We start from the raw sequence: 21,396 nt of genomic DNA, 5'->3' as shown, positions 1-21,396 counted from the left end.
CGTCTCACCACGACACTTGCGCCGACTGTTTTATCGGTAGCCCCGTTTGAGGAGGTATCCGGCTCCGGCGTCGAAGCCCTCCGGTGTGAGCATCTCGAAGCCGAAGGCGTCGGCGAGCCGGTTGGTGACGGTGAAGGCGGCGCAGACCGCCAGAGCATCCCTGACCTGGTCGGGTGTGGCGCCGGCGGCCAAGACGGCCCGCATGTCCGCGGAGCTGACCGTGCCCTCACGGGTCAACGTGCCGAGCATGCGCAGCGTCGCCCGCAACGGCTCCTCGATCGGGGCCGAGTCCACGTCGGCCAATGCCGCCGCGACCCGGGGTGCGTCCTGCGATGCCCGCCGGGCGGTCGCCGAGTGCGCCGCGACGCAGAACGCCGACTCGTTGACTTTCGACACATAGGCGGCCATCAGCTCCCGGTCGGCCACTGACCACGCGGAAGGTCCGCGCATCGCCTGGTGGGTGAACTCCTTGGCGCGGGCGCCGTAGAAGTCGGGCCGGTAGAAGGTCACCTTGGCGGCGTCGGGCAGCGGCCGGCCGGTCAGCAGCCGGATGAGCGCGAAGAGCAGCTTCGTGCCGGGACGGTATCCGTGGTTGAGCACATCAAGCCTCATGGTCCGGCCTCCCTCCGGCGATCGCCTCGGTCAGGGCGGTCAGCCCGGCCTCATACAACCGGGCCGACCGACCGACAGCGGCGCAGATCACCAGCTCGAAGAGCTGGTCCTCGGTGCATCCCGAGGCCTTGGCGACGGCCAGGTCCCCATCGGTCACCTCCGCCGGCCGGTCGACGACCTTGCTGATCAGCGCGTTCAGCGGCGGCGGGAGGCCGTCATCGCGGAAAGCCTGTGCCCGCTGCTGCGCGGAGGCCTCACCCGGCCCGTTCAGTACGCCGTCCACCAGCGCTCGATGCGCTGCGTGCTTGCTGTCCTCAACCGGCACGGTCGTCTCCTTGTTCATGACGGCAGGAATCTGCCCTCAGATATAGGACGATTGGCGCACCCCCGAACACGACACTTTTGGAGCATCCGCTATAAATCGGGCGGCCTGTGTTCCGTCGTGAGGAGGCAGCGGCCGGACCGGCAATCGTCTAGGGCTTGACCTGCGGATTCTCGCACTTTCACCAGCTCGGCGCGTCGAGGTCAGCGGGAGATCAGAAGCGCATAAGTCAGCGCGAGCCCCAGCAGGAAGGTCAGCGCGCGTTCGCCCGCCCGGTGTGCCAGGGCCGTCCCGAGTAACGCCGAACAGGGTGACCCCCGTGAAGGCACCCAGCGCCGCAGCCGGCACGCAGGCGGCGATGACGACGAGCAGGTCGGTGGACATCGCGCTGGATCCACGGTCCCGGGCTGCGACGGATCTCCGGAGGGCCAGCGGGGTGGAGACGGCGTTGAAGACGAGGATCGAACCGGGGCGCTCTTCGACCTCGGTCGGTTGACGCGGAGGAGCTTCTCGACGTCGTCATGCCCATTCAGGTGATGACCGGGCTGCGGCGCTCGACCAGCACGACGTCGCGCCAGACGCCGTGGTGGCGGCCGATGCGCTCACGGCGGCCGATCACGCGGAATCCCGCGCGTTCGTGCAGTGTCAGGCTGGCGATGTTCTCCGGGAAGATGCCGGATTGAATCGTCCAGATGCCCGCCGCCTCCGTGGAGGAGACGAGCGCGGACAGCAGGGCGGTACCGACGCCGCGGCCTCGGGCCCGCGGGTGCACGTACACCGAATGTTCGACGACCCCGGCGTAGGCGCACCGGTCGGATATCCCGCTTGCCGCCACCCAGCCCAGAACCTGGCCGGTCGCGTCGAGGGCGACGTGGCGATGGCCGGGCAGCTTGCCCGCGTCGAAGTCCGTCCAGGTGGGAGCGAGCGTCTCGAAGGTGGCCTGACCCTCGTCGATACCGAGCCGGTAGATCTCCAGCGCCTGTCCGGCGTGCTCGGCGGTCATGGCGGTGATCGTCACGCGCTGCGGGAGGAGCTCGCCGATCAGCACGCGGACGCGGGCCTCGATCTCGTCGCGGATGGGCCGCACAGCAGCCACGCCCTGCCCGGCGGGGTCGGCCAGCCGCCAGTCCTCGTAGCGCTTGCCCGGGAAGACCGGGCAGGCGTCCCCGCAGCCCATGGTGACGACCACGTCGCCGGCCCGGACGGCGTCGGCCGTGAGGAGCTTGGGGATCTCGGCGGAGATGTCGACGCCCGCTTCCCTCATCGCCTCGACGACGGCGGGGTTCACCTGGTCGGCGGGGGCGGATCCGGCAGAGCGGACCTCGATCCGGCCACCGGAAAGGTGCGCGAGGAAGGCGGCGGCCATCTGGGAGCGGCCCGCGTTGTGCACGCAGACGAACAACACCGACGGAACAGCAGTGTTCACGGGCTTCCTTGATTGACGAGTGCGGATGCGGTGACGGCGGCCTGGGGGAACAGGAGCGCGGCCAAGCCCATGACCTGGGCGGCGATGAACGGTGCCACCCAGCTGGGCGCGATTCCCGCGTAGGTGTCGGTGAATGTCCGGCCGATGATGACGGCCGGGTTGGCGTAGCTGGTGGAGGAGGTGAACCAGTACGCGGCGCCTATGTAGGAGGCCACCGCCGGTGCGGCCAGTCCGCTCCGGCCGGTTCGGGCCAGACCGGTGATGAGCAGAAGCAGGCCGGCGGTGGCGACCGTCTCGGCCAGCCACAGATGGACGCCTGACCGCTCTTGTGATGACCACTCCACGGGCGGCAGCCCGAACGTCGTGTTGGCCAGCATCGCGCCAGCGATCGCACCGGTGATCTGGCCGCCCATATAGCCGGCCGTCTCCGCCGGGGACCGGCGGTCATGCCACCGGGTGACCACCGGGTTGAAGGCGCCCGAGACCGGCCCGAGCAGGACGATCAGTACACCCAGTCCGAAGTCGGTAGCCAGGGAGTTGGCTGGCAGTGCCACACCGCCATCCGCGCTGAGCCGGTCGGCCTGGATGCCCGAACCCACCACGACGGCGACCAGGACCGCCGTGCCGATGGCCTCGGCGGCCAGACGCCGCCGCGTCGCCGACCTCGAGGGCTCGGTCGCCTTCTACACCCGGCTGTTCGGCGTCGAACCGGCCAAGCGCCGTCCCGGCTACGCCAACTTCGCCGTGACCGAACCCCCGCTCAAGCTGGTCCTGCTCGAAGGGGGAACCCGGCCGCGAGACCGTCATGGACCACCTCGGGGTCGAGGTCGAGACGGGAGAGGAGGTCACGGCCGCCACCGAGCGGCTGGCGACGGCCGGACTGGCCACCTTCCCCGAGAACGACACCTCCTGCTGCTACGCCGTACAGGACAAGGTGTGGGTCCGCGGCCCCGGCGCCGAGCCTTGGGAGGTGTACGTGGTCAAGGCCGACGCCGACACCCTCGACAAGTCCACCGCGTCCTCGGACGGTGCGGCATGCGTCTGCGGGCCTGCCCCCGAACAGAACGCGCCGTGCTGCGCGGAACGCGAAGTCACCAGTTGACGGGCAGCGAGGTCAGTCCGCCGGTGAGGGTCTTCGGGTCGAAGGTCATCTCCTCCAAGGGGCGGCCGAGCCGCATTGCAGGGAACCGCTTGACGAGCTGGCCGAAGACCACGCTCAGCTCGATGCGGGCCAGGGGCGCGCCGATGCAGTAGCGCGCGCCGTGGCCGAAGCTGAGGTGCGGCGCGACTGAGCCGTCGGGGTCGAAACGTTCGGGTTCGGTGTACGCGGCGGGGTCGTGGTTGGCCGCGCCCGTGTCCAGCAGGACGAGGTCACCGGTCCGTACGCGCACGCCTTCCACGTCGAGGTCGGTGCGGGCGTAGCGCACCAGGCCGCCGCCGCCCAGGCCGAAGCCGCGCAGGATCTCCTCCACGGTGGCGTCGATGCGGGCGGGGTCGGCGGCCAGCGCCTCCCATTGGCCGGGGGTGGACATCAGCCACAGAGTGCCCATGCCGATCGCGGTGACCGTGGTCTCGTGACCCGCGAACAGCAGGGACATGCCCAGCATGGCGGCCTCGTCGTCGTCGCCCCCGTCAGCGGCGGCCAGGCGGGAGATCACGTCGGCGTCCGGGTCGCCTTCGGCGCGTTTGCGGGCGACCAGGTCCCGGCCGTACCGGAACAGATCGGACAGACCCCGCTCCGAGCGGGCGCGGTCGGTGACGTCGGCGGCGGCCTGGCTCCAGGCGCGGAACCGGTCACGGTCGCCGTAGGGCACGCCGAGGAGTTCGCAGATGACGGCGATCGGCAGCGGCAGGGCCAGCGCGGTGTGCAGGTCGGCGGGGGAGCCGGCCGCCTCCATCTCGTCGAGCAGCGCCGTGGTGAGTTCCTCGATGCGGGGACGCAGGGCGCGCATGCGCTTGGGGGAGAAGTGCAGCTGCAGGAGGGCGCGCATGCGGCGGTGGTCGGCCTGCTCGGTGTCGAAGTTCCCGAACGGGCCGCCGAACAGCGCCGATTCCCCGCTGCGGGAGGCGTGTTCGGGCTGCGGATGGGCGCGGCCGAGGCGGTCGTCGGCGAGCAGGCGGCGTACCTCCTCATAACCGGTGACGAGCCAGGCCGGGTCGCCCACGGCCGTGGTCACCGGGTGGACCGGGCCCTGTTCCTGGAGTTCGCCCAGCTCAGGCGGGCGGCGGAGTGGGCCCGCCGATTTTTCGAACGGCAGCGTGGACATGTGGGCCCCCTGATAAGTAGACGATGATTTGTATACTCCAGCGTCTAATAATCTAACTTGTATACTTTGGGGGATACAAGAGGAGTGTCCGAATGGTCGACCAAGCGCCCCCGATCCGGCGGTTGCGGCGCGCGGAGCGGCGCGAGCAGATCCTCGACGCGGCCACGCGCGCATTCGCCCGCACGGGGTTCGCCGACACCGGCCTGGACGACGTCGCCGCCGAGGCGGAACTGACGCGGGCCATGCTCTACCGGCACTTCGAGTCCAAGGCCGACCTCTACCGGGCCGTGCTCGACCGGTCCTGCGCCCGCCTGATCGAGGCCACCGGCCTCGGCAACTACGACGACCGCGCGATCCCCGCCCTGGTCGAGGCCGCGAGCGCCGACCCGGACGGGTTCCGGCTGTTGTTCCGCCATGCCGCCCGCGAGCGCGAGTTCCGCGAGCTCATGGACTTCATGGCCGTCGCCTCCCGAGAAGTCGCGCATCGCAACCTTGCCCGGGTCATTCCGCCGGGCCCGTGGCTGGAGTGGGCCGCCGACCTGATTCCGTCACTCACCGTCGAGGCGGTCATCGCCTGGCTCGACGCCGGGCAGCCCGACCCCGACCAGGCGGCCGACCGCATCGCCACGGTGGTGCACGGCGTCATCGCCGCGGCGGGGGCACCCTCGCAACCGACCGCGCCCTGATCCGGCCCACCCTCCACGAACTGCCCATGGTCACCTGGGCGATCCATGTGCCGGCACATCCGATGATCGCCAAGGAGACACCAACCGCGAGGAACGGAGGCCGACCGGCCAGCCCTCGCAGACCCAGGCCACCTGAATCAACCCCACCGCCGCGGGGAGAACTCGCCGAGGCGAGGCGACATCGCTGGATCAGCGCGGCTGCCAGCGGCAGATCTGCTTGGCGACGAGTCGTGCGCCTATGCGTTCGTAGAACCGTTGCGCCGCCACGTTGGCCTCGGCCACTTCCCACCGGATGACCTTGCCCTTCGCCACGTCGGCCACGGCGTGCATCAGGCGTTCTCCGATGCCATGACCGCGTTCCGCGTCGGCGACGAACAGGTCGTCCAGCGCGAAATACTCCTCACCGGACCAGAAACTCGTGCGCTCCAGCCACGAGACATAGCCGATGGCCTGGCCCCGATGTTCGGCGATCAGGTATGCGATCTCCGGTCGGGCGAGCATCCGCTCAAGGTCGGTGACGCTGACGGTGACGGCTTCGCCTTGGTTCTGGTGTACGGCCAGAGCCACGATCAGCCCGCGCACGATGCCGGCGTCATCGACCCCCGCACGGCGAATCGTGACAGCGGTGATGTCTGCTCTCATCACGAGAGAGTGTCCTTTCTGTTGGATGTGCCGATGTGCTCGTAGCCTCGCTCGAGTTCGCGCAAGCCGGGCATCTCGCCACCGTGGATGGACGCGGGATCGCCGTAGTCGCCACCGCCGAAACGCACCGTCCCCTCGGCCAGGTGGCTGCGGATGAGACGACGGTCTGCAATCCGCCGGACGGCGACTTGGTGAACCGGTGTGGTGCTTTCCAGGTCGAATGGCATCACCTGCCGGTCGGTCGCGGTGGTCGTGACGGCGGCCACCACCCCCGAGAGGAGAAGGCGCCTACGTCTCATCGATGGCCTCCGTGACATCTCGTCCGTCGTCTGGTGCCGGGCTTCGCCGGGCCCAGCCCTCCAAACTGGTGAAGGCCAGGGAAGGTCACGATCATCAGACATGGTTCGACGTACACGCTTAGTTGCATGGAGCAACCGGCTGCGGGCTCAGGCGGCCACCGATCGCCTTGACGGAACGATGAGGAGGGCGAGCACCGCCGACACGGCGCCGGCGACCGCGGCGAACGTGAACGCCTGGGTGAAACCCACGTCGGTGCCTCCGGCGAGGCTCACGGCGGCGATGCTGGAGACCACCGCGACGCCGAGCGAGGCGCCGAACTCGTGGAAGGTGCTCAGCAGCCCGGAGGCCAGCCCCGCCTCGTGGTGGGCCACGTGCGAAAGCGCGGTCGTCGATGACGCGACGAATGCGGCGCCGATGCCCGCCGCGCCGGCGCTGACTCCCAGGACCACCGGTGCCGGCCCCGGGAGGAACGCCGGAACTGCGATTCCGGCCGCGGCGACCAGCATGCTCGCCACGGCGATCGGCCGGGCGCCGACGCTGCCGATGAGCCGTCCGGCGGCCTGGGCGCCGATGATCGTGGCCACGGCGACCGGCAGGAACAGCAGGCCGGTCTGCAGGGCGCCGTACCCTTCGTGGTGCTGCAGGTAGAACGAGCCGAGGAAGAACACCGAGATCATCAACGCGGTGGCGACCATGATGAGGAAGACGCCGGAGACGACCGGCCGCCGGGTGAGGATGCTCAGATCCATCAGAGGTGACCGGCTGGTGCGCTGGACGGCGACGAACACCGCGTACAGGATGACCGCCCCGGCCAGCAGGCCGAGCGTCCCCGCCGACATCCAGCCACGGTCACCGGCGCTGATCAGCGCATAGATCGCGATGCCCGTGCCGGCGGTGACCAGCAGTGCTCCCGGTACGTCCAGGCGCACCCCCTGACCGGCCCCCAGTCCGGCCGGCAGACTCCGGGCGAGCGCGACCAGTACGACAGCTCCGATCGGCACGTTGACGTAGAAGACCCACTGCCATCCCGGCCCGCCGGTCAGCACGCCTCCGAGCAGGACGCCGATCGCCGAACCGGCGCCGCCGAGGGCCGACCAGATGCCCAGCGCCTTGTTCAGGTCCTCACCGTGAAACGTCCGCGTCACCACCGACAGCGCGGCTGGGGACAGCAGGGCCGCGCCGAGCCCTTGGGCGATCCGGCCGCCGATGAGCATCGGCGCGTTCTGCGCCAGGCCGGTGACCAGCGAGGCGATCGTGAACAGTAACAGCCCGGCGAGCACCACCCGCCGGGCGCCGACGAGGTCGGCCAGCCTGCCTCCCAGCAGCATGAACCCGCCGAACATCAGCGTGTACGCGCTCACCACCCACGTCAGCGCGTCGCGCGCCAGCCCGAGGTCGTCGCCGATGTGCGGCAGCGCGATCGCCACCACGGTGACGTCGAGGATGAGCATGAACTGCGCGACGCCCAGCAGGGCCAGCAGGCGCCATCGTCCTTCGGACACGGCGGTACCCCCGTAAATTGAACACCAGTGTTTGAGTTGCTGCCCGGTAGGCTAACTCGTACAGTGGTGTACGACAAGGAGTGGATGTGGCCGTGAAGCGAGCGGACGCCCAGCGCAGCATCGCCGCGATCCTCCAGGCGGCGGTCGACGCGCTGAGCCGTGATCCCGACGCCAGCGTCAGCGAGATCGCGAAGGTCGCGGGGGTCGGCCGGGTCACCGTCTACGGTCACTTCCCGAACCGGGCCGACCTGGTCGACGCCGCCCTCGCCCACGCCATCGAACAAGCCCATCCCGGCCTCGACGACGTCGACCTCACCGGCGACCCCGGCGCCGCCCTCACCCGGCTGATCGAGTCGAGCTGGCAACTGGTCGACCGGTCGAGGTCGCTGCTGATCGCGGCCCAGAACGTCCTGCCGCCGAGCCGAATCCTCGACCTCCACGCGGCACCGGCTGAGCGGGTGAGGAAGCTCGTCGAACGAGGCCGCGACGAGGGCGCCTTCCGGACCGACCTGCCGACCGAGTGGCTGGTCGGCGTCCTGCACAGCGTCATGCACCACGCCGCCGACGAACTCAACGCCGGACGGCTGGAGTCGGGCCAGGCGGCGGGCTATATCGCCGTCACCGTGCTGGCAGCATTCAGCCCGATCTCCGGCTGACTTCCACCAGCCACATGGCCGATGAGGTGGCTTGCAATATCAGCGGAAGCGGTCAAGAGATCCTCGCCGAAGAGCCGGGCCCGTGAGCACGTCGGCGGGGCCGGCGACAGCAACCGGCCCCGCCGAATCATGATCAGAGCCGGCTGATCCGCCGGCCGGTGACACGTTGCGGGGCGATGCGGATGAAGTGGTCGCGGTCATCTCCCGCCCAGGAATCCACATTCGCCTCGATGTCGCGTTCCGGCACGTGGTGGGCAGGGCCCTGGATCAGAACGCTCCAGCCCTCGTGGTTGATCTCGTCGATGTGGTCGACCTGGAAGGCGATTTTGATGTCCACACCATCGATGCCGGACCGCAGGCTCTCGTCCATGGTTCCGCCCTGACGAACGCGGAAGACGATTTCACCGCTCAGCAAACGGTAATTCACCGGGAAAACGGTGGGGCCCGGCGCGCCGCCGAAGGCCACTCGGCCGATGCCGTCAGTGCCGATCAGCCGCAGGCACTCCTTTTCGCTCAACACTTCCAGCGCGTCGGCGTCCAGACTCTGCTTGCCGTTCATCGTTTACTCCTTCTCTGCGGCCAGAAAGGCGTGCAGCCTGTGGCGGTCCCTTTGGTCAGGGGTGACGGCGGTGCGTCGAGGGCGGACTTCTGCTTTCCTCGGCGTCAATGACGGGGAGCCGGGGAGAGCACGGGCTGCAGTCGAAACAGCGCCGGATGCACCTCTCCGGGCTCGTGCTGCGCCTCAGGGCTGATCCGCCCGGCGACCGCGCGCAGCACGTCGACCGCCGTGATGACGCCGACCACTCGGCCGTGCTCGTCCACCACGGGAACGGCGTCGCGGGCGGAGTCGAGCATCGTCTCCGCCACGGCACCGAGCGGTCGGTTAAGCCCGACCCGTGGTGTGCGCTCCCTTTTCACGAGATCGCCCACCTGGCGACGAGACAGGTCGGCCAGGGTGCCCGTGCAGTTGTCGGCGAGGTTCTGTGTCGACAGCAGGCCGTGCAGGTGCTGACCCTCGCTGATGACCGGGATGTGGTGGACGCCGGTCCGACGCATCAGCTCCCAGGCCATGAGCGGTGACTCGTCCGGGGCGACCGTGACGACGACCCGGGTCATGACATCCCTCGCGGTGAGAGTGCCGAGGCTGTCCATGGCTTCCTCCTCTTCGACCCGGACTGCTGCTTCTCCGTGAGAGGCACGGCGGGCACGGGCTCTGATCCGTCTCCATTTCACTGCGCGGTGGGGGAGCGGCACCTGGGCCGAAAGTCCCGAAAGCGCCGGACTTCGGTCAGCGCTCGGGATGGACACCACCGATCATCAAGCCACCCGCTGCGAGCGGATCGGGGTGACCTTGGTCCTGGCCTGGGATGACTTCCGCTTCCTTATCGATCACCTCGGCCAGGCGAGAGTGGAGGTGCCCAGCTTGTTTGTCACGCCTCTGGCGGTCGGCCACGGAAGATGATCACGTTGAACCTCACCGCGAACAAACCTGTCACTGTGGACGAGGTCGCCTCGCTCTCCGGGACAGACGTGCTGCGGCGGTTGGACGCCGGCGAAGGCGGCCTCCCAGACGCAGAGCGAGGTCCGCCTGGCCCGATACGGGCCCACCACCGTCACCTCGCACCTGGCCCGGCTGCTGCCGGTGCTGTGGCACCAGATCCGATCACCACTCCGTGCTGCTGTTGATCGCCGCCGCGGTGTCGTACTTCGTCGGAGAGCGGTCCGGCGCGGTGATCATCAGCACCATCGTGGCGGCGTCGGCCGGGCTGGGGGTTCTTCGACGAGTACCGGGCCGAGAAGTCCGCCGAGGCGCTCCATTCGCAGATCCGTCCTCAGTCGCTGGTGTTACACGACGGTCGGCCCGTGCGGGTCGAGGTGAACCGGTCCATCCTGGACGCCTGCTGTTCTCCCTGGCGATCGCGGCCAGCCTCGCCACCGGGTCACGGCGGATGGCCGCCCGCAAGGTCCTGGTCAAACGGCTCGTCTGCATCGAGGACCTCGGTGACATCGACACGCTGTTCACCGACAAGACCGGCACCCTGACCCAGGGCCGGATCGGCTTCGTGCGTGCGGTGCCCGCCGAGGGCATCGCCAGCGCACAGCTGATGAGCTGGGGGCTGCTCGCCACCGACGCCACCGCGATCGGCGCGAACGCGTCGGACCTGGCGCTGGGGAACTCCCCGGCCGCGCACGCACGGCGCGACGCCGTCACCCATTACGAGAAGGTCGCCGCGCTGATCCAAGACCCCTCCGGTGCCCGGACCCTGGTCGTCAAGGGATGAACCGGCCACGCCGATGCGATCAATCTTCGTCGAGGACGTCCTCGATCCGGCGGCGGACACCGGCGGTCTCGGTCAGCGGGTATCCCAGACGAATCATCAACTGGGGCCGCTGGCCCGCGCACAGGTGCTCGGCGATGAACGATCGCAGCGGCGCGAACTCCAGCGCCTGCGTGTGGAAAGCCGCACCCACCCCGTACGCCGAGGCGTGGAGGAGCACGTGCTGGAGGGCCTGACCGGCGGTGATCCAGTCGGCGGCCGTGTCGTTCGGGGTGGTGATCACGGCGACCTGGCCGGTCGTGGCGGCCGAGGGCTGTTCGTCGGCGTTGCCCCAGGAGTTGCCGGCGGAGTAGTCGCGCTGTTCGAAGTGAGGGTGGGTGCGGCGTGGGGCGTTCGGGTAGGCGTCAGCGGGCACACCGTCCCGGTAGCCGCTGCCGGGTGGGCGTCCCCAGCGTTTGAGTTCGAGGTTATGGGTACGGTCCTGCCCCGCCACCAGCTGCGCGGCGGTGGTGAGCGCCGCGAGCACCCGTTCGGCCGACCCGTCGACGAGGGCCAGCCGGGCGCCCTCCTCTCCCGCGTGACGGACCAGCGCGTCCAAGAGCGGCCCGGCGACCGGTAGCCCGGAGAAGCCGGCCCGGTGAGTGCGCCGGCGGGTGATCTCGGCGTGCAGCAGCAGCGTGTGCTCGTCGGGCTCTATGGGGTCGCCGGCTTTCACGATGGCGACGAGGACGGGCCGGTCGGGGTCGGGCAGGACGTGGACGATCGCCTCCCGGCCCAGGGCGCGCAGCGCGGTCCGCAGGGTGAACACGGCGGCACCGCAGCTGATGAACATCTCGCGGCCGTCGGGGTCGGAGACGCCCAACCGGCGGTCGGTGTCGGCACGGAGCCGGATCTCCTCCCCTTCGATCACGAAGGACCACGGCTGGGTGTTGTGGACCGACGGCGCCCAGACGGCCTCTTGGACCACGGCGCGCAGCGGGATCGTTTGGCTCGTCATGTCCCCAGTCCACCACTCGTGTCCTGGCTGGGTCAGGGGCGAAAGACCTCTTAAGCGCCCGCCGAGGGGAGATGCGGCTTCGGTTGGTGCCCGGGATGGACGACCCGGTCGATTCGTACGGCTGCGTAACCCAGCATCGATACCCCCAGCACGATCATCAGATCACCGGCGGTCAGTGGCTGGGTGCCCAGAAGGTCACGCAGGGGCGGGAGGTACAGCCCGGCGAGCTGGAGCGCGAACGCGCCCGCGACGGCGACCGGCAACAGTGGATTGGCGCGGGTACCGGGCCGGGTGCGTGAGCCGAGGGCGACGCCGAGTTGTGCCGTGCCCAGGGCGAGGAAGGCCATGCTCTGCCAGGGGCGGCCGGTGTGAGCGGCCCAGACCGCGACGCCGAGTGTCACGATCGTGAGCACTGCGGCGATGCGGACCACACGCTGCCACAGACCCGCCCCGAGGATGCTCTCCTGCGGAGGACGCGGCGGTACGTCCATGGATCCGGGCGTGGCGGGCTCGCCGCCCAGGGCGACGCCGGGCAGGCCGTGGGTGATCAGGTTGATCCACAGGATCTGGGCCGGCAGCAGCGGCAGCGGCAGGCCGAGGAAGGGGCCCAGCAGCATCACGGCGATCTCCGCGGCCCCGCCGGACAGGCCGTACACGAGAAAGCGGCAGATGTTGGCGTAGACGCGCCTGCCCTCCTGGACGGCGGCGACCACGGTGGTCAGGTTGTCGTCGGCGAGTACCAGATCGGCGGCCTGCCGGGCGACCTCCGTGCCCCGGCGGCCCATGGCCACCCCGATGTCGGCGTGTTTCAGGGCGGGGCCGTCGTTGACCCCGTCGCCGGTCATGGCCAGCACTTCGCCGTGGTCGCGCAGGCGCCGGATGATGTCGAGCTTCTGGGCGGGGGTGGCGCGGGCGTAGACGGTGGCGTCCTGCCGGTGGGCGTCCTTCTCGCGGCAGTCGGCGACCAGGCCGTCGTGTTCGACGATGCCCAGCTCCACGGCGACGGCGCGGGCGGTTCCCGGATGGTCGCCGGTGATCAGCAGGGGCCGGATCCCGGCCCTGCGGCAGGCGGCCACGGCGGCGGCGGCCTCCTGTCTCGGCGGGTCGAGCATCGCGACCAGGCCGATCAGACGCAGCCCGTGCTCTTGGACGTCCTCAGGTGTTCCTTCGAGGTCGGCTCGCGCGACCGCCAGCACCCGGTAGCCCGCGCGGGCGAGCCGGTCGGCCTCCGCGGTCGCGCGTTCGAGCAACTCCGGCGCGTCGCCGAGCAGCGGGGCATGGAGCAGAGCCTCGGGGGCGCCCTTGCAGATCACCCGGGTCCGCCCGGCTGGCAGCAGGTGGGCGGTGGTCATGCGCTTGCGGTCGCTGTCGAAGGGGAGTTCGCCGATCCTCGGGAACCGGTGCCGGAGTTCGGCGTGGTCGAGGCTCAGCTTGGCGGCGGCGGCCAGCAGGGCGGCCTCGGTCGGGTCGCCCAGCGCCTCCCACCTACCCTCGGCGTCGCGGACGAGCGTGGCGTCGTTGCACAGGGCCGCCGCGGTCGCCAGGCCGGCGAAGTCGCCGGCGGTCGTGCCGGGGGAGAAGCGGATTTCGCCTTCGGGCGCGTAGCCGGAGCCGGTGAGCAGTGCCCGTCCGGTGGGGATCCACATCTCGCGGACGACCATCCGGCCTTCGGTGAGGGTGCCGGTCTTGTCCGTGGCCAGCATGGTCACCGAGCCGAGGGTCTCCACCGCGTGCAGGCGGCGCACCAGGGCTGACCGGGCGGTCATTCGCCGGGCGCCCAGCGCGAGGCTCAGTGTCACCACGGCCGGCAGGGATTCGGGTACGGCGGCGACGACGAGGCTGATCGCGGTCACCACCATCAGCTCCACAGGTTGCCCCCGGAGCAGGCCCAGCGCCAGCACGAGAGCGCACAGCGCCACCGCGACCGCGGCGAGTACACGTCCGACCCCTGCCAGCCGACGTTGGAGCGGTGTCAGCGCCGCCTTCTCGCCCATCATCGAGGCGATGCGGCCGACGGCGCTCGCAGCCCCGACCGCTGTCACCTCGGCCTGGCCCCGCCCCCGCACCACCATGGTCCCGGCGGACAGGCGATCGCCGTCGCCCTTGTCGATCGACACGGACTCCCCGGTCAGCGCCGACTCGTCCACCAGCAGCCCGGCCGACTCCACCACCACGGCGTCGGCGGGGATCACGTCCCCCTCGCCCAGCACCAGCAGGTCCCCCCGTACCACCTCGGCCGCCGGAACCGGGGTCTGGGCGCCGTCCCTGATCACCCGGGCGGACGGGGCGGTGAGGCGTGAGAGGGCGGTGATGGCATGGTCGGCGCGTACCTCCTGTACGACCCCGACTGCGGTGTTGACCAAGACCACCAGCAGGATCACCGCCATATCGGCCCAGTCGCCGGTGACAGCGGTCAGGGTGGCGGCCACCAGCAGGACGACGATCAGCGGATCCTTCACCTGTCCCGCGATCCGTCGCCACAACGGCGTCGGAGGCCGTTGCGGCGGCAGATTGGGACCGTCCCGTTCCAGCAGGGCCGCCGCCCCAGCGGTGGAGAGCCCTTGGCGTTCGGAACTTCGCGTAGTCATCCTCGGGCTCCAGAATTCGAAGGCTTCAGCGTCCCGTGCGTACGACGGCGACGGGGCAGGGGGCGACGTGCAGCAGGGCCTGGCTGACCGACCCCAGGACCATTCCGGCCAGGGCGCCGTGTCCGCGTGATCCGACCACCAGGAGTCCGGCCCGGTCGGCGGCGTGGCGAAGGACGTCGACGGGATGCCCCTCCACGACCTCCGTCGACACCTGGACGTCCGGGAAGAGCTCCCGCCGACCGGCCAGGGCCTCCGCCAGGGCTCGCCTGCCGTCCTCCTCCGGTTCGCCGGTGCCGACGACGTCGCGCCAGTTCCAGGCGAGGACGGCGCGCAGGCCGGCGTTTCGCGCAGCCGCCTCCCGGAAGGCGAAGTCGAGCACTGCGCTCTGGGCCGCCGATCCGTCGACGCCCACGACCATCTCAGGCAGCGGTGTGGTCGCCGAGGCGCGGACCACGACCACGTCACAGCCGGCGTGACCGGCCACGCCCAAGGCGACGGAGCCGATCAGGATGCCCCGAAGGGCGCCCATGCCGGAGTCGCCGACGACGAGGAGGTCGGCCTCGCCCGAGATCTCGATGAGCTTCTGCCGGGGATCGCCGCCCAGCAGTGAGGTCTCGACGGTGACCTTCTCCGCCACGCGACGGGCGGCGGTCGCCGCCTCGGTCAGGGCGGCCTCCCCGCCCATACTCATCCATGCGCCCACCTGGGCGATCGCGCCGGTCAGGTCGCTCCGCAGGCACCACGCGGGGACCACGCTCACGATCTGGAGCGGGATCCCGCGGATGACGGCCTCCTCAGCCGCCCACTCCACCGCCAGCACACCGGGGCGCAGTCCGTCGACTCCAACGACGATCATGATGTTCTCCTTCCACCGTTGTCGCGGCTTCTGCTCACGTCAGCGCGGCCAGGTCCAGGTCTGGATCTCGGGGAGGTCCTCGCCGTGTTCGCGGGTGTACGCGCGGGCGCGCAGCCGGGCGTCGCTCATGCGCTGGCGCAGGTGGGCGGCCGTGGTGCCCAGGCCGGGGACGCGGTCGATGACGTCCATGACCAGGTGGTAGCGGTCGATGTCGTTGAGCATGGCCATGTCGAAGGGGGTGGTCGTGGTCCCCTCCTCCTTGTAGCCGCGCACGTGGATGTTGGGGTGCCCGGCCCGGCGGTAGGTGAGGCGGTGGATCAGCCACGGGTAGCCGTGGAAGTTGAAGATGACCGGCCTGTCGGTGGTGAACAGGGCGTCGAACTCCGCGTCGGGCAGGCCGTGGGGGTGTTCGGTCGTCGGCTGGAGTCGCATCAGGTCGACCACGTTGACGACGCGGACCCGCAGGCTCGGCAGGTGTTCGCGCAGCAGCGCGGCGGCGGCGAGGGTCTCCAGCGTCGGGACGTCACCCGCGCAGGCCAGCACCACGTCGGGTTCCTCGCCGGCGTCGGTGGAGGCCCAGTCGATGATGCCGAGGCCCCGGGTGCTGTGGGTGATCGCCTCGTCGGACCCGAACAGGTCGAGGACGGGCTGCTTGCCGGCCACGATCACGTTGACGTAGTCGCGGGAGCGGAGGCAGTGGTCGGCGACCGACAGCAGGGTGTTGGCGTCCGGGGGCAGGTACACGCGTACGACTTCGGCTTTCTTGTTGACGACGACGTCGAGGAATCCGGGGTCCTGGTGGCTGAAGCCGTTGTGGTCCTGCCGCCAGACGTGGGAGGACAGCAGGTAGTTGAGCGAGGCGACGGGGCGGCGCCAGGGGATCTTCCGGGTGGTCGACAGCCACTTGGCGTGCTGGTTGAACATGGCGTCGATGATGTGGATGAACGCCTCGTAGCAGTTGAAGAGGCCGTGCCGGCCGGTGAGGAGGTAACCCTCCAGCCAGCCCTGGCACAGGTGCTCCGACAGCACCTCCATGACCCGGCCGCCGTGCGCCAGGTGCTGGTCGGTGGGAAGGATCTGCGCGTTCCACGCCCGGTCGGTGACGTCGAATACGGCCGACAGCCGGTTGGAGTCGGTCTCGTCGGGTCCCATGATCCGGAAGTTGGCCTCGTTGGCGGCCATCACGTCACGGAGGAAACGGCCCAGGACGCGGGTCGGTTCGGTGGTCGCCGTTCCGGGGGCGGGCACGTCCACCGTGTAGTCGCGGAAGTCGGGCAGGACGAGCGGGCGGAGCAGCTTCCCGCCGTTGGCGTGCGGGCTGGCGCTCATGCGCCGGTCGCCGGCGGGCACGGTGGCGAGGATGTCCGCGACCGGGCGGCCGTCGGCGCCGAACAGCTCCTCGGGGCGGTAGGAGCGCATCCACTCCTCCAGCATCGCCAGGTGGACGGGGTTCTCCCGGACGGAGGCCAGCGGCACCTGATGGGAGCGCCAGGTCCCTTCGACGGGGAGGCCGTCGACTTCCTTGGGGCCGGTCCAGCCCTTGGGGGTGCGCAGGATGATCATCGGCTGGAGGCCGGCCGCGATGTCGTCGAAGACGGCGTCCAGGGTGTCGGCCATCAGCTTGTGCATGGCCGCCGGGTCCTCGCCCTCGACGGTGTACGGGCGGTAGCCGTAGCCCTCCATGAGCTTGGTCAGCTCTTCGGCGGGGATCCGGGACAACACGGTCGGGTTGGCGATCTTGTAGCCGTTCAGGTGCAGGATCGGCAGGACGGAGCCGTCGCGCTCGGGGTCGGTGAACTTGTTCGAGTGCCAGCTCGCCGCCAGCGGCCCGGTCTCCGCCTCGCCGTCGCCGATCACGCAGGCGACCACGAGACCGGGGTTGTCGAAGGCGGCGCCGTAGGCGTGGGCGAGCGAGTAGCCGAGTTCGCCGCCCTCGTGGATGGAGCCGGGGGTCTCGGGTGCCACGTGGCTGGGGATGCCGCCGGGGAAGGAGAACTGGCGGAACAGGCGGCGCATCCCGGCGGCGTCCTGGGAGACGTCCGGGTAGGTCTCGCTGTAGGAGCCCTCGAGCCAGGCGTGCGCGACGGCGGCGGGCCCGCCGTGACCCGGTCCGGCGATGTAGATCAGGTCCTGGCCGCGTTCGGTGATGACGCGGTTCAGGTGGGCGAAGACGAAGTTGAGGCCCGGAGTGGTGCCCCAGTGCCCGAGCAGGCGCGGCTTGATGTGCCCGGCCGCGAGGGGCTCGGTCAGCAGGGGATTGTCCAGCAGGTAGATCTGGCCGACCGAGAGGTAGTTGGCGGCCCGCCAGTAGGCGTCGACTTTCTCCAGCATGTCCATACTCCGATCGTCGTCTGCACGCCGGGACCGTCCCAGGGACCTAGGTCCCGAGCGGAAGGGCCGTTGGAAACGCGACGACGCCCCTCCGGAGAACCGGGGGGCGTCGTCGCGATGAGTGTGCTGCTACTTGAGGATCGGGTACTTCTGGACGATGGGGAGGCGGGCCCACCAGCGGCCCAGGCCCCACGTGTTGCCGGCTGCGGCCGCGGCCAGGCCGATGAGGACGATGGCGTAGACGATGTGGTCGTCCATGAAGGGGTTGGTGGTGAGCGGCAGTTCCGCGCCCCACATCAAGACCATCATCAGGGTGCCCGCCCCGGCGGCGACCCGCAGGCCGATGCCGGCGATCAGGGCGGCGCCGATGCCGAGGAGGCCGAGCATGAACAGCCAGTCGACCAGGGTGTGGCCGGCCAGCGCGTTGTAGAACCCGCCGAGAGGGCCTTCTGCGGCGCCCTTCAGGAAGCCGGTGGTCGGGGTGCCTCCGTTGACCCACGCCTTGGCGGCGGGGGTGGCGAAGCCGAAGCCGAAGAGCTTGTCGGCGAAGGCCCAGAGGAAGATCCAGCCGAGGGCGATGCGGGCGACGGCCCAGACCTGGTCCACGAGGCGCGTGGCAGGGGTGGCCGCCTCGGGGGTGACGAGGGGGGTCGTGTTGAAGATGCGGCGTCCGTGCGTGGTGGCCATCGTGAGCCCCTTTCAGAGGATTTCTCTCGTTTGTCGCACTTCAATGACACCGTTTTCGGGGGACCGCGCTCAGTGCTGGAAGGCACTCGGCCGTGGTCCTCAAGACCCTTCGCGGACGGGACTTTGGTCCTGCGGGGCGGTCAGCCTCCGACGGAAGACCCAGTAGGTCCACGCCTGGTAGGCCAGCACGACAGGGGTGAAGATCGCCGCCACCCAGGTCATCACGCCCAGGGTGTACGGGGTGGAGCTCGCGTTCGCCACGGTCAGGCTGTTGGCCGGGTCGAGCGCGGGCATGACGTCGGGCCACAGCCCGCCGAACAAGGTGGCGGTGATCGCGATGACGGCGACGGTGTTCGCGGTGAACGCCCAGCCGTCACGCCGCCCGATGAGGGCCAGCGCGGCGGCGATGCCGGCTGCGGCAACGAGGGCGGTGGCCCAGGTGGCCGGCTTCGGGTCGTGCAGCTGGGTGAGCAGCAGGAACAGACCTCCGGCCAGGAAGGCGGCCAATCCGGCCTGCCGTCCGATGCGGGCGGAGGTCTGGCGCAGTTCCCCGTCGGTGCGCAGGGCGAGGAACAGGGCGCCGTGGAAGGTGAACAGCGCCAGTGTGGTGAGGCCGCCGAGCAGGGCGTACGGGTTCAGGAGGGTGAGCAGGTTCCCGGTGAATTCGTGGTCGGCGTCGAGCGGGACCCCGCGCACGATGTTGGCGAACGCGACACCCCAGAGGAACGCGGGCGCGAGGGAGCCCCAGAAGAACGTGCGGTCCCAGCCCTGTGTGGAGTCGCTCTTGTTGCGGTACTCCAGGGCGATACCGCGCGCGATCAGCGCCAGCAGGATGAGGAACAGCGGCAGGTAGAAACCGCTGAAGAGGGTGGCGTACCACTCGGGGAAGGCCGCGAAGGTCGCGCCTCCCGCGACCAGCAGCCACACCTCGTTGCCGTCCCAGACGGGGCCGATGGAGGCGACGACCAGTTTGCGGTCGGCCTCGTCCCGGGACACGTACGGCAGCAGCACGCCGACCCCGAAGTCGAAGCCCTCCAGCACGAAGTAGCCGGTCCACAGGACCGCGATCAGGATGAACCAGATGGTGGTGAGTTCCATGGCGGCCTTCTAGTAGGACAGGGCGGCGGCGGCCGGGGCGGGTTCCGGGCCGGATTCGTGGTCGGGACCGAGCCGGACGAACTTGGCCAGCAGCCGTATCTCGACGGCCGCGAGGACGGCGTACACGAGAGTGAATCCCACGAGCGTGAGGGCGACCGACGGCACGTCGGCGCCCGGGGAGACCGCGGCGGCGGTGCGCATCACGCCGAAGACGGTCCACGGCTGGCGGCCCATCTCGGTGAAGATCCAGCCGAGGGAGTTGGCCAGGAACGGCAGCCCGATGCCGAGCAGGGCGATCCGGGTGAACCAGGGACCGCCGGGGAAACGGCCACGGCGTGTCAGCCAGAGTCCGGCCAGGGCCAGCAGCGCGGCCAGCGCGCCGAAGCCGATCATCAGTCGGAACGACCAGTAGGCGATGCCGACGACCGGCTTGTAGTCGCCCGGGCCGTAGGCGGCCTCGTAGCGTTTCTGCACGTCGTTGATGCCTTCGACCGCGCCGTCGAGGCTGTTGGTGGCCAGCAGGCTGAGCCCGTTGGGGACCTGGACGTTGACGGAGTTGCGGCCGTTCTCGACGTCGCCGATCGCGAACAGGGAGAAACCGGCCGAGGTCTCGTCCTCCCACAGAGCTTCGGCGGCGGCCATCTTCATCGGCTGCTGCTCGGTCATGATCTGAGCCTGGACGTGGCCCGACACGGCCACCCCGAGCGCGGCGACCAGGCTCACCGACATGGCCAGCCTGGCGGAGGTGCGGAAGATCGCCGCGTCCCGGTCACGGGCGATCTGCCAGACGCTGATCCCGGCCATGAACGCCCCTGCCGTGGCGAACGCTCCGAAAATCACATGCGGGAAGGTGACCAGGGTCGTGGAGTTGGTGAGCACCGCCACGATGTCGGTGAGTTCGGCCCGGCCGCTGACGGGATTGAGCCGGTATCCCACGGGGTGCTGCATCCAGGAGTTGGCGGCGAGGATGAAGTAGGCCGAGATCACCGTGCCGATCGAGGCGAGCCAGATCGCGGCCAGATGAGCCCGGCGCGGCAACCGGTCCCAGCCGAAGATCCACAGGCCGAGGAAGGTGGACTCCATGAAGAAGGCGATCAGCCCCTCCATGGCCAGCGGCGCGCCGAACACGTCACCGACGAACCGTGAGTAGGCGCTCCAGTTCATGCCGAACTGGAACTCCTGCACGATGCCGGTCACCACGCCCATCGCGAAGTTGATCAGAAAGAGCTTCCCCCAGAAGTGGGTCAGGCGCAGGTATTGCGTTTTCCCGGTTCGGTGCCAGGCGGTCTGCAGACTCGCGACCAGCACCGACAGGCCGATCGTGAGCGGGACGAAGAGGAAGTGGTAGACGGTCGTGATGCCGAACTGCCATCGGGAGAGGTCGAGGACGTCCATGGTGGGAGCGTGGAGGGCCCGGCATGACCGCCCCCAGGGCACTCGGTCACCGCACGACGGGACCTTGGTCCCTGTCGCGTTATGTCCGGCAAACGTAAATTGACGGCATGATTCGGGTGTTTCTTGTCGACGATCACGAGGTTGTCCGGCGTGGTGTCGCCGCGCTCCTGGGCAGCGAGGACGACATCGAGGTGATCGGCGAGGCCGGCACCGCGGAGTCGGCGATCGCGCGCATCCCCGCGCTGCGCCCCGACGTCGCGGTGCTCGACGTGCGGTTGCCCGACGGCTCCGGCGTGGAGGTCTGCCGGGAGGTGCGCAACCGGGTGCCCGGTCTGGCCTGTCTCATGCTGACCTCCTACGCCGACGACGAGGCGCTGTTCCAAGCGGTCATGGCGGGCGCGGCCGGTTATGTCCTCAAGCAGATCCACGGCTCCGACCTGGTGGGCGCCGTGCGCACGGTGGCGGGCGGCCAGTCACTGATGGATCCACAGACCACCGCGGCGATGCTGCACCGCCTGCGTGACGACGCGGCGCGCAAGGATCCCCTGGCCGCGCTGACCGACCAGGAGCGCCGCATCCTGGAGTACATCGGCGACGGGCTGACCAACCGCCAGATCGGCGAGCGCATGTTCCTGGCCGAGAAGACGGTGAAGAACTACGTGTCCGTACTGCTCACCAAGCTCAGCATGCAGCGCCGCACCCAGGTGGCGGCCCTCGCGGCGCGCCTTCAGGCCGACCGGCACGGTTGACGG

Annotated in this window: 21 protein-coding genes and 2 pseudogenes; 5 read left to right on the top strand and 18 right to left on the bottom strand. The window is 69.9% G+C overall.

The genetic code is table 11. The annotated features are described in order from the left end of the window. Positions 1-30: 30 nt before the first annotated feature. The 5 genes and pseudogenes from AW274_RS24710 to AW274_RS24695 form a co-directional block, all read right to left on the bottom strand. Positions 31-612, bottom strand: coding sequence for a carboxymuconolactone decarboxylase family protein (locus AW274_RS24710; RefSeq protein WP_062436718.1), 582 nt, complete (start codon positions 610-612; stop codon positions 31-33). Next, a complete protein-coding gene (locus AW274_RS24705; RefSeq protein ID WP_063813587.1) occupies positions 602-955 on the bottom strand; it encodes a hypothetical protein in 354 nt (117 codons plus the stop codon). Before AW274_RS24705 ends, AW274_RS24710 begins: the two co-directional genes overlap by 11 nt. Positions 956-1,463: 508 nt before the next feature. Further along, the gene (locus AW274_RS41475) at positions 1,464-1,937 is read right to left on the bottom strand and encodes a GNAT family N-acetyltransferase (protein ID WP_062437930.1); all 474 of its coding nucleotides are present in this window, start codon (positions 1,935-1,937) and stop codon (positions 1,464-1,466) included. A gap of 21 nt (positions 1,938-1,958) precedes the next feature. Next, a pseudogene (locus AW274_RS41470) lies at positions 1,959-2,360 on the bottom strand (arsenate reductase ArsC); the annotation flags it as partial. Then, a complete protein-coding gene (locus AW274_RS24695) occupies positions 2,357-2,962 on the bottom strand; it encodes an aquaporin (RefSeq protein WP_232320347.1) in 606 nt (201 codons plus the stop codon). The pseudogene AW274_RS41470 and the gene AW274_RS24695, both read right to left, overlap by 4 nt. Positions 2,963-2,987: 25 nt before the next feature. Here AW274_RS24695 and AW274_RS24690 point away from each other — a divergent pair. Continuing rightward, positions 2,988-3,462: pseudogene (locus AW274_RS24690) on the top strand (ArsI/CadI family heavy metal resistance metalloenzyme). Here the strand turns inward: AW274_RS24690 and AW274_RS24685 are convergent. After that, positions 3,452-4,627, bottom strand: a complete 1,176-nt coding sequence (locus tag AW274_RS24685; protein ID WP_062436715.1) for a cytochrome P450 — start codon at positions 4,625-4,627, stop codon at positions 3,452-3,454. The pseudogene AW274_RS24690 and the gene AW274_RS24685 overlap by 11 nt on opposite strands. A 92-nt stretch (positions 4,628-4,719) precedes the next feature. On the opposite strand from AW274_RS24685, the gene AW274_RS24680 reads away from it, so the two are divergent. Then, complete coding sequence (locus AW274_RS24680; RefSeq protein WP_062436713.1) at positions 4,720-5,313, top strand: TetR/AcrR family transcriptional regulator; 594 nt, start codon at positions 4,720-4,722, stop codon at positions 5,311-5,313. A 189-nt stretch (positions 5,314-5,502) separates the two neighbouring features. Here the strand turns inward: AW274_RS24680 and AW274_RS24675 are convergent, their stop codons facing one another. From AW274_RS24675 to AW274_RS24665, 3 genes are all read right to left on the bottom strand, one after another. Next, on the bottom strand, positions 5,503-5,955 hold the full coding sequence (locus AW274_RS24675) for a GNAT family N-acetyltransferase (protein ID WP_062436712.1): 453 nt from the start codon (positions 5,953-5,955) through the stop codon (positions 5,503-5,505). After that, positions 5,955-6,224, bottom strand: a complete 270-nt coding sequence (locus AW274_RS24670) for a hypothetical protein (RefSeq protein WP_062436710.1) — start codon at positions 6,222-6,224, stop codon at positions 5,955-5,957. Before AW274_RS24670 ends, AW274_RS24675 begins: the two co-directional genes overlap by 1 nt. Before the next feature lie 177 nt (positions 6,225-6,401). Beyond that, positions 6,402-7,757, bottom strand: a complete 1,356-nt coding sequence (locus tag AW274_RS24665) for an MFS transporter (RefSeq protein WP_232320345.1) — start codon at positions 7,755-7,757, stop codon at positions 6,402-6,404. 92 nt (positions 7,758-7,849) lie between these two features. Between AW274_RS24665 and AW274_RS24660 the strand changes: the two genes are divergently transcribed. Beyond that, a complete protein-coding gene (locus AW274_RS24660) occupies positions 7,850-8,413 on the top strand; it encodes a TetR/AcrR family transcriptional regulator (RefSeq protein WP_232320343.1) in 564 nt (187 codons plus the stop codon). Between the two features lie 133 nt (positions 8,414-8,546). Here the strand turns inward: AW274_RS24660 and AW274_RS24655 are convergent, their stop codons facing one another. Next, positions 8,547-8,972, bottom strand: a complete 426-nt coding sequence (locus AW274_RS24655) for a pyridoxamine 5'-phosphate oxidase family protein (protein WP_062436704.1) — start codon at positions 8,970-8,972, stop codon at positions 8,547-8,549. Positions 8,973-9,076: 104 nt separating this feature from the next. Then, a complete protein-coding gene (locus AW274_RS24650; RefSeq protein WP_062436703.1) occupies positions 9,077-9,565 on the bottom strand; it encodes a CBS domain-containing protein in 489 nt (162 codons plus the stop codon). Between the two features lie 521 nt (positions 9,566-10,086). Between AW274_RS24650 and AW274_RS40560 the strand changes: the two genes are divergently transcribed. Then, the gene (locus AW274_RS40560) at positions 10,087-10,695 is read left to right on the top strand and encodes a hypothetical protein (RefSeq protein ID WP_157520701.1); all 609 of its coding nucleotides are present in this window, start codon (positions 10,087-10,089) and stop codon (positions 10,693-10,695) included. A gap of 19 nt (positions 10,696-10,714) precedes the next feature. Here the strand turns inward: AW274_RS40560 and AW274_RS24640 are convergent, their stop codons facing one another. The 7 genes from AW274_RS24640 to AW274_RS24610 all read right to left on the bottom strand — a co-directional run bounded on the left by AW274_RS24640 (position 10,715) and on the right by AW274_RS24610 (position 20,644). After that, entirely contained in the window at positions 10,715-11,689 is a 975-nt protein-coding gene (locus tag AW274_RS24640; RefSeq protein ID WP_062436700.1) for an Acg family FMN-binding oxidoreductase, read from the bottom strand. Positions 11,690-11,739: 50 nt separating this feature from the next. Beyond that, the gene (locus AW274_RS24635; protein ID WP_062436698.1) at positions 11,740-14,277 is read right to left on the bottom strand and encodes a cation-translocating P-type ATPase; all 2,538 of its coding nucleotides are present in this window, start codon (positions 14,275-14,277) and stop codon (positions 11,740-11,742) included. 25 nt (positions 14,278-14,302) lie between these two features. After that, the gene (locus AW274_RS24630; protein WP_062436696.1) at positions 14,303-15,133 is read right to left on the bottom strand and encodes a universal stress protein; all 831 of its coding nucleotides are present in this window, start codon (positions 15,131-15,133) and stop codon (positions 14,303-14,305) included. 39 nt (positions 15,134-15,172) lie between these two features. Next, positions 15,173-17,506 (bottom strand): phosphoketolase family protein, encoded by a 2,334-nt coding sequence (locus AW274_RS24625; protein WP_062436695.1) that lies wholly within the window; start codon positions 17,504-17,506, stop codon positions 15,173-15,175. Between the two features lie 87 nt (positions 17,507-17,593). Continuing rightward, the gene (locus AW274_RS24620) at positions 17,594-18,151 is read right to left on the bottom strand and encodes a DoxX family membrane protein (RefSeq protein ID WP_062436693.1); all 558 of its coding nucleotides are present in this window, start codon (positions 18,149-18,151) and stop codon (positions 17,594-17,596) included. A gap of 99 nt (positions 18,152-18,250) precedes the next feature. After that, on the bottom strand, positions 18,251-19,249 hold the full coding sequence (cydB, locus tag AW274_RS24615) for a cytochrome d ubiquinol oxidase subunit II (protein WP_062436691.1): 999 nt from the start codon (positions 19,247-19,249) through the stop codon (positions 18,251-18,253). 9 nt (positions 19,250-19,258) lie between these two features. Then, entirely contained in the window at positions 19,259-20,644 is a 1,386-nt protein-coding gene (locus AW274_RS24610) for a cytochrome ubiquinol oxidase subunit I (RefSeq protein WP_062436689.1), read from the bottom strand. Positions 20,645-20,751: 107 nt separating this feature from the next. Here AW274_RS24610 and AW274_RS24605 point away from each other — a divergent pair, with 107 nt between their 5' ends. Continuing rightward, on the top strand, positions 20,752-21,393 hold the full coding sequence (locus AW274_RS24605; RefSeq protein ID WP_062436687.1) for a response regulator transcription factor: 642 nt from the start codon (positions 20,752-20,754) through the stop codon (positions 21,391-21,393). Positions 21,394-21,396: the final 3 nt, after the last annotated feature.

Source organism: Herbidospora daliensis (assembly GCF_001570585.1).
Taxonomy (GTDB): Bacteria; Actinomycetota; Actinomycetes; order Streptosporangiales; family Streptosporangiaceae; genus Herbidospora; species Herbidospora daliensis.
This window is presented reverse-complemented; position numbering and strand designations above follow the sequence as displayed.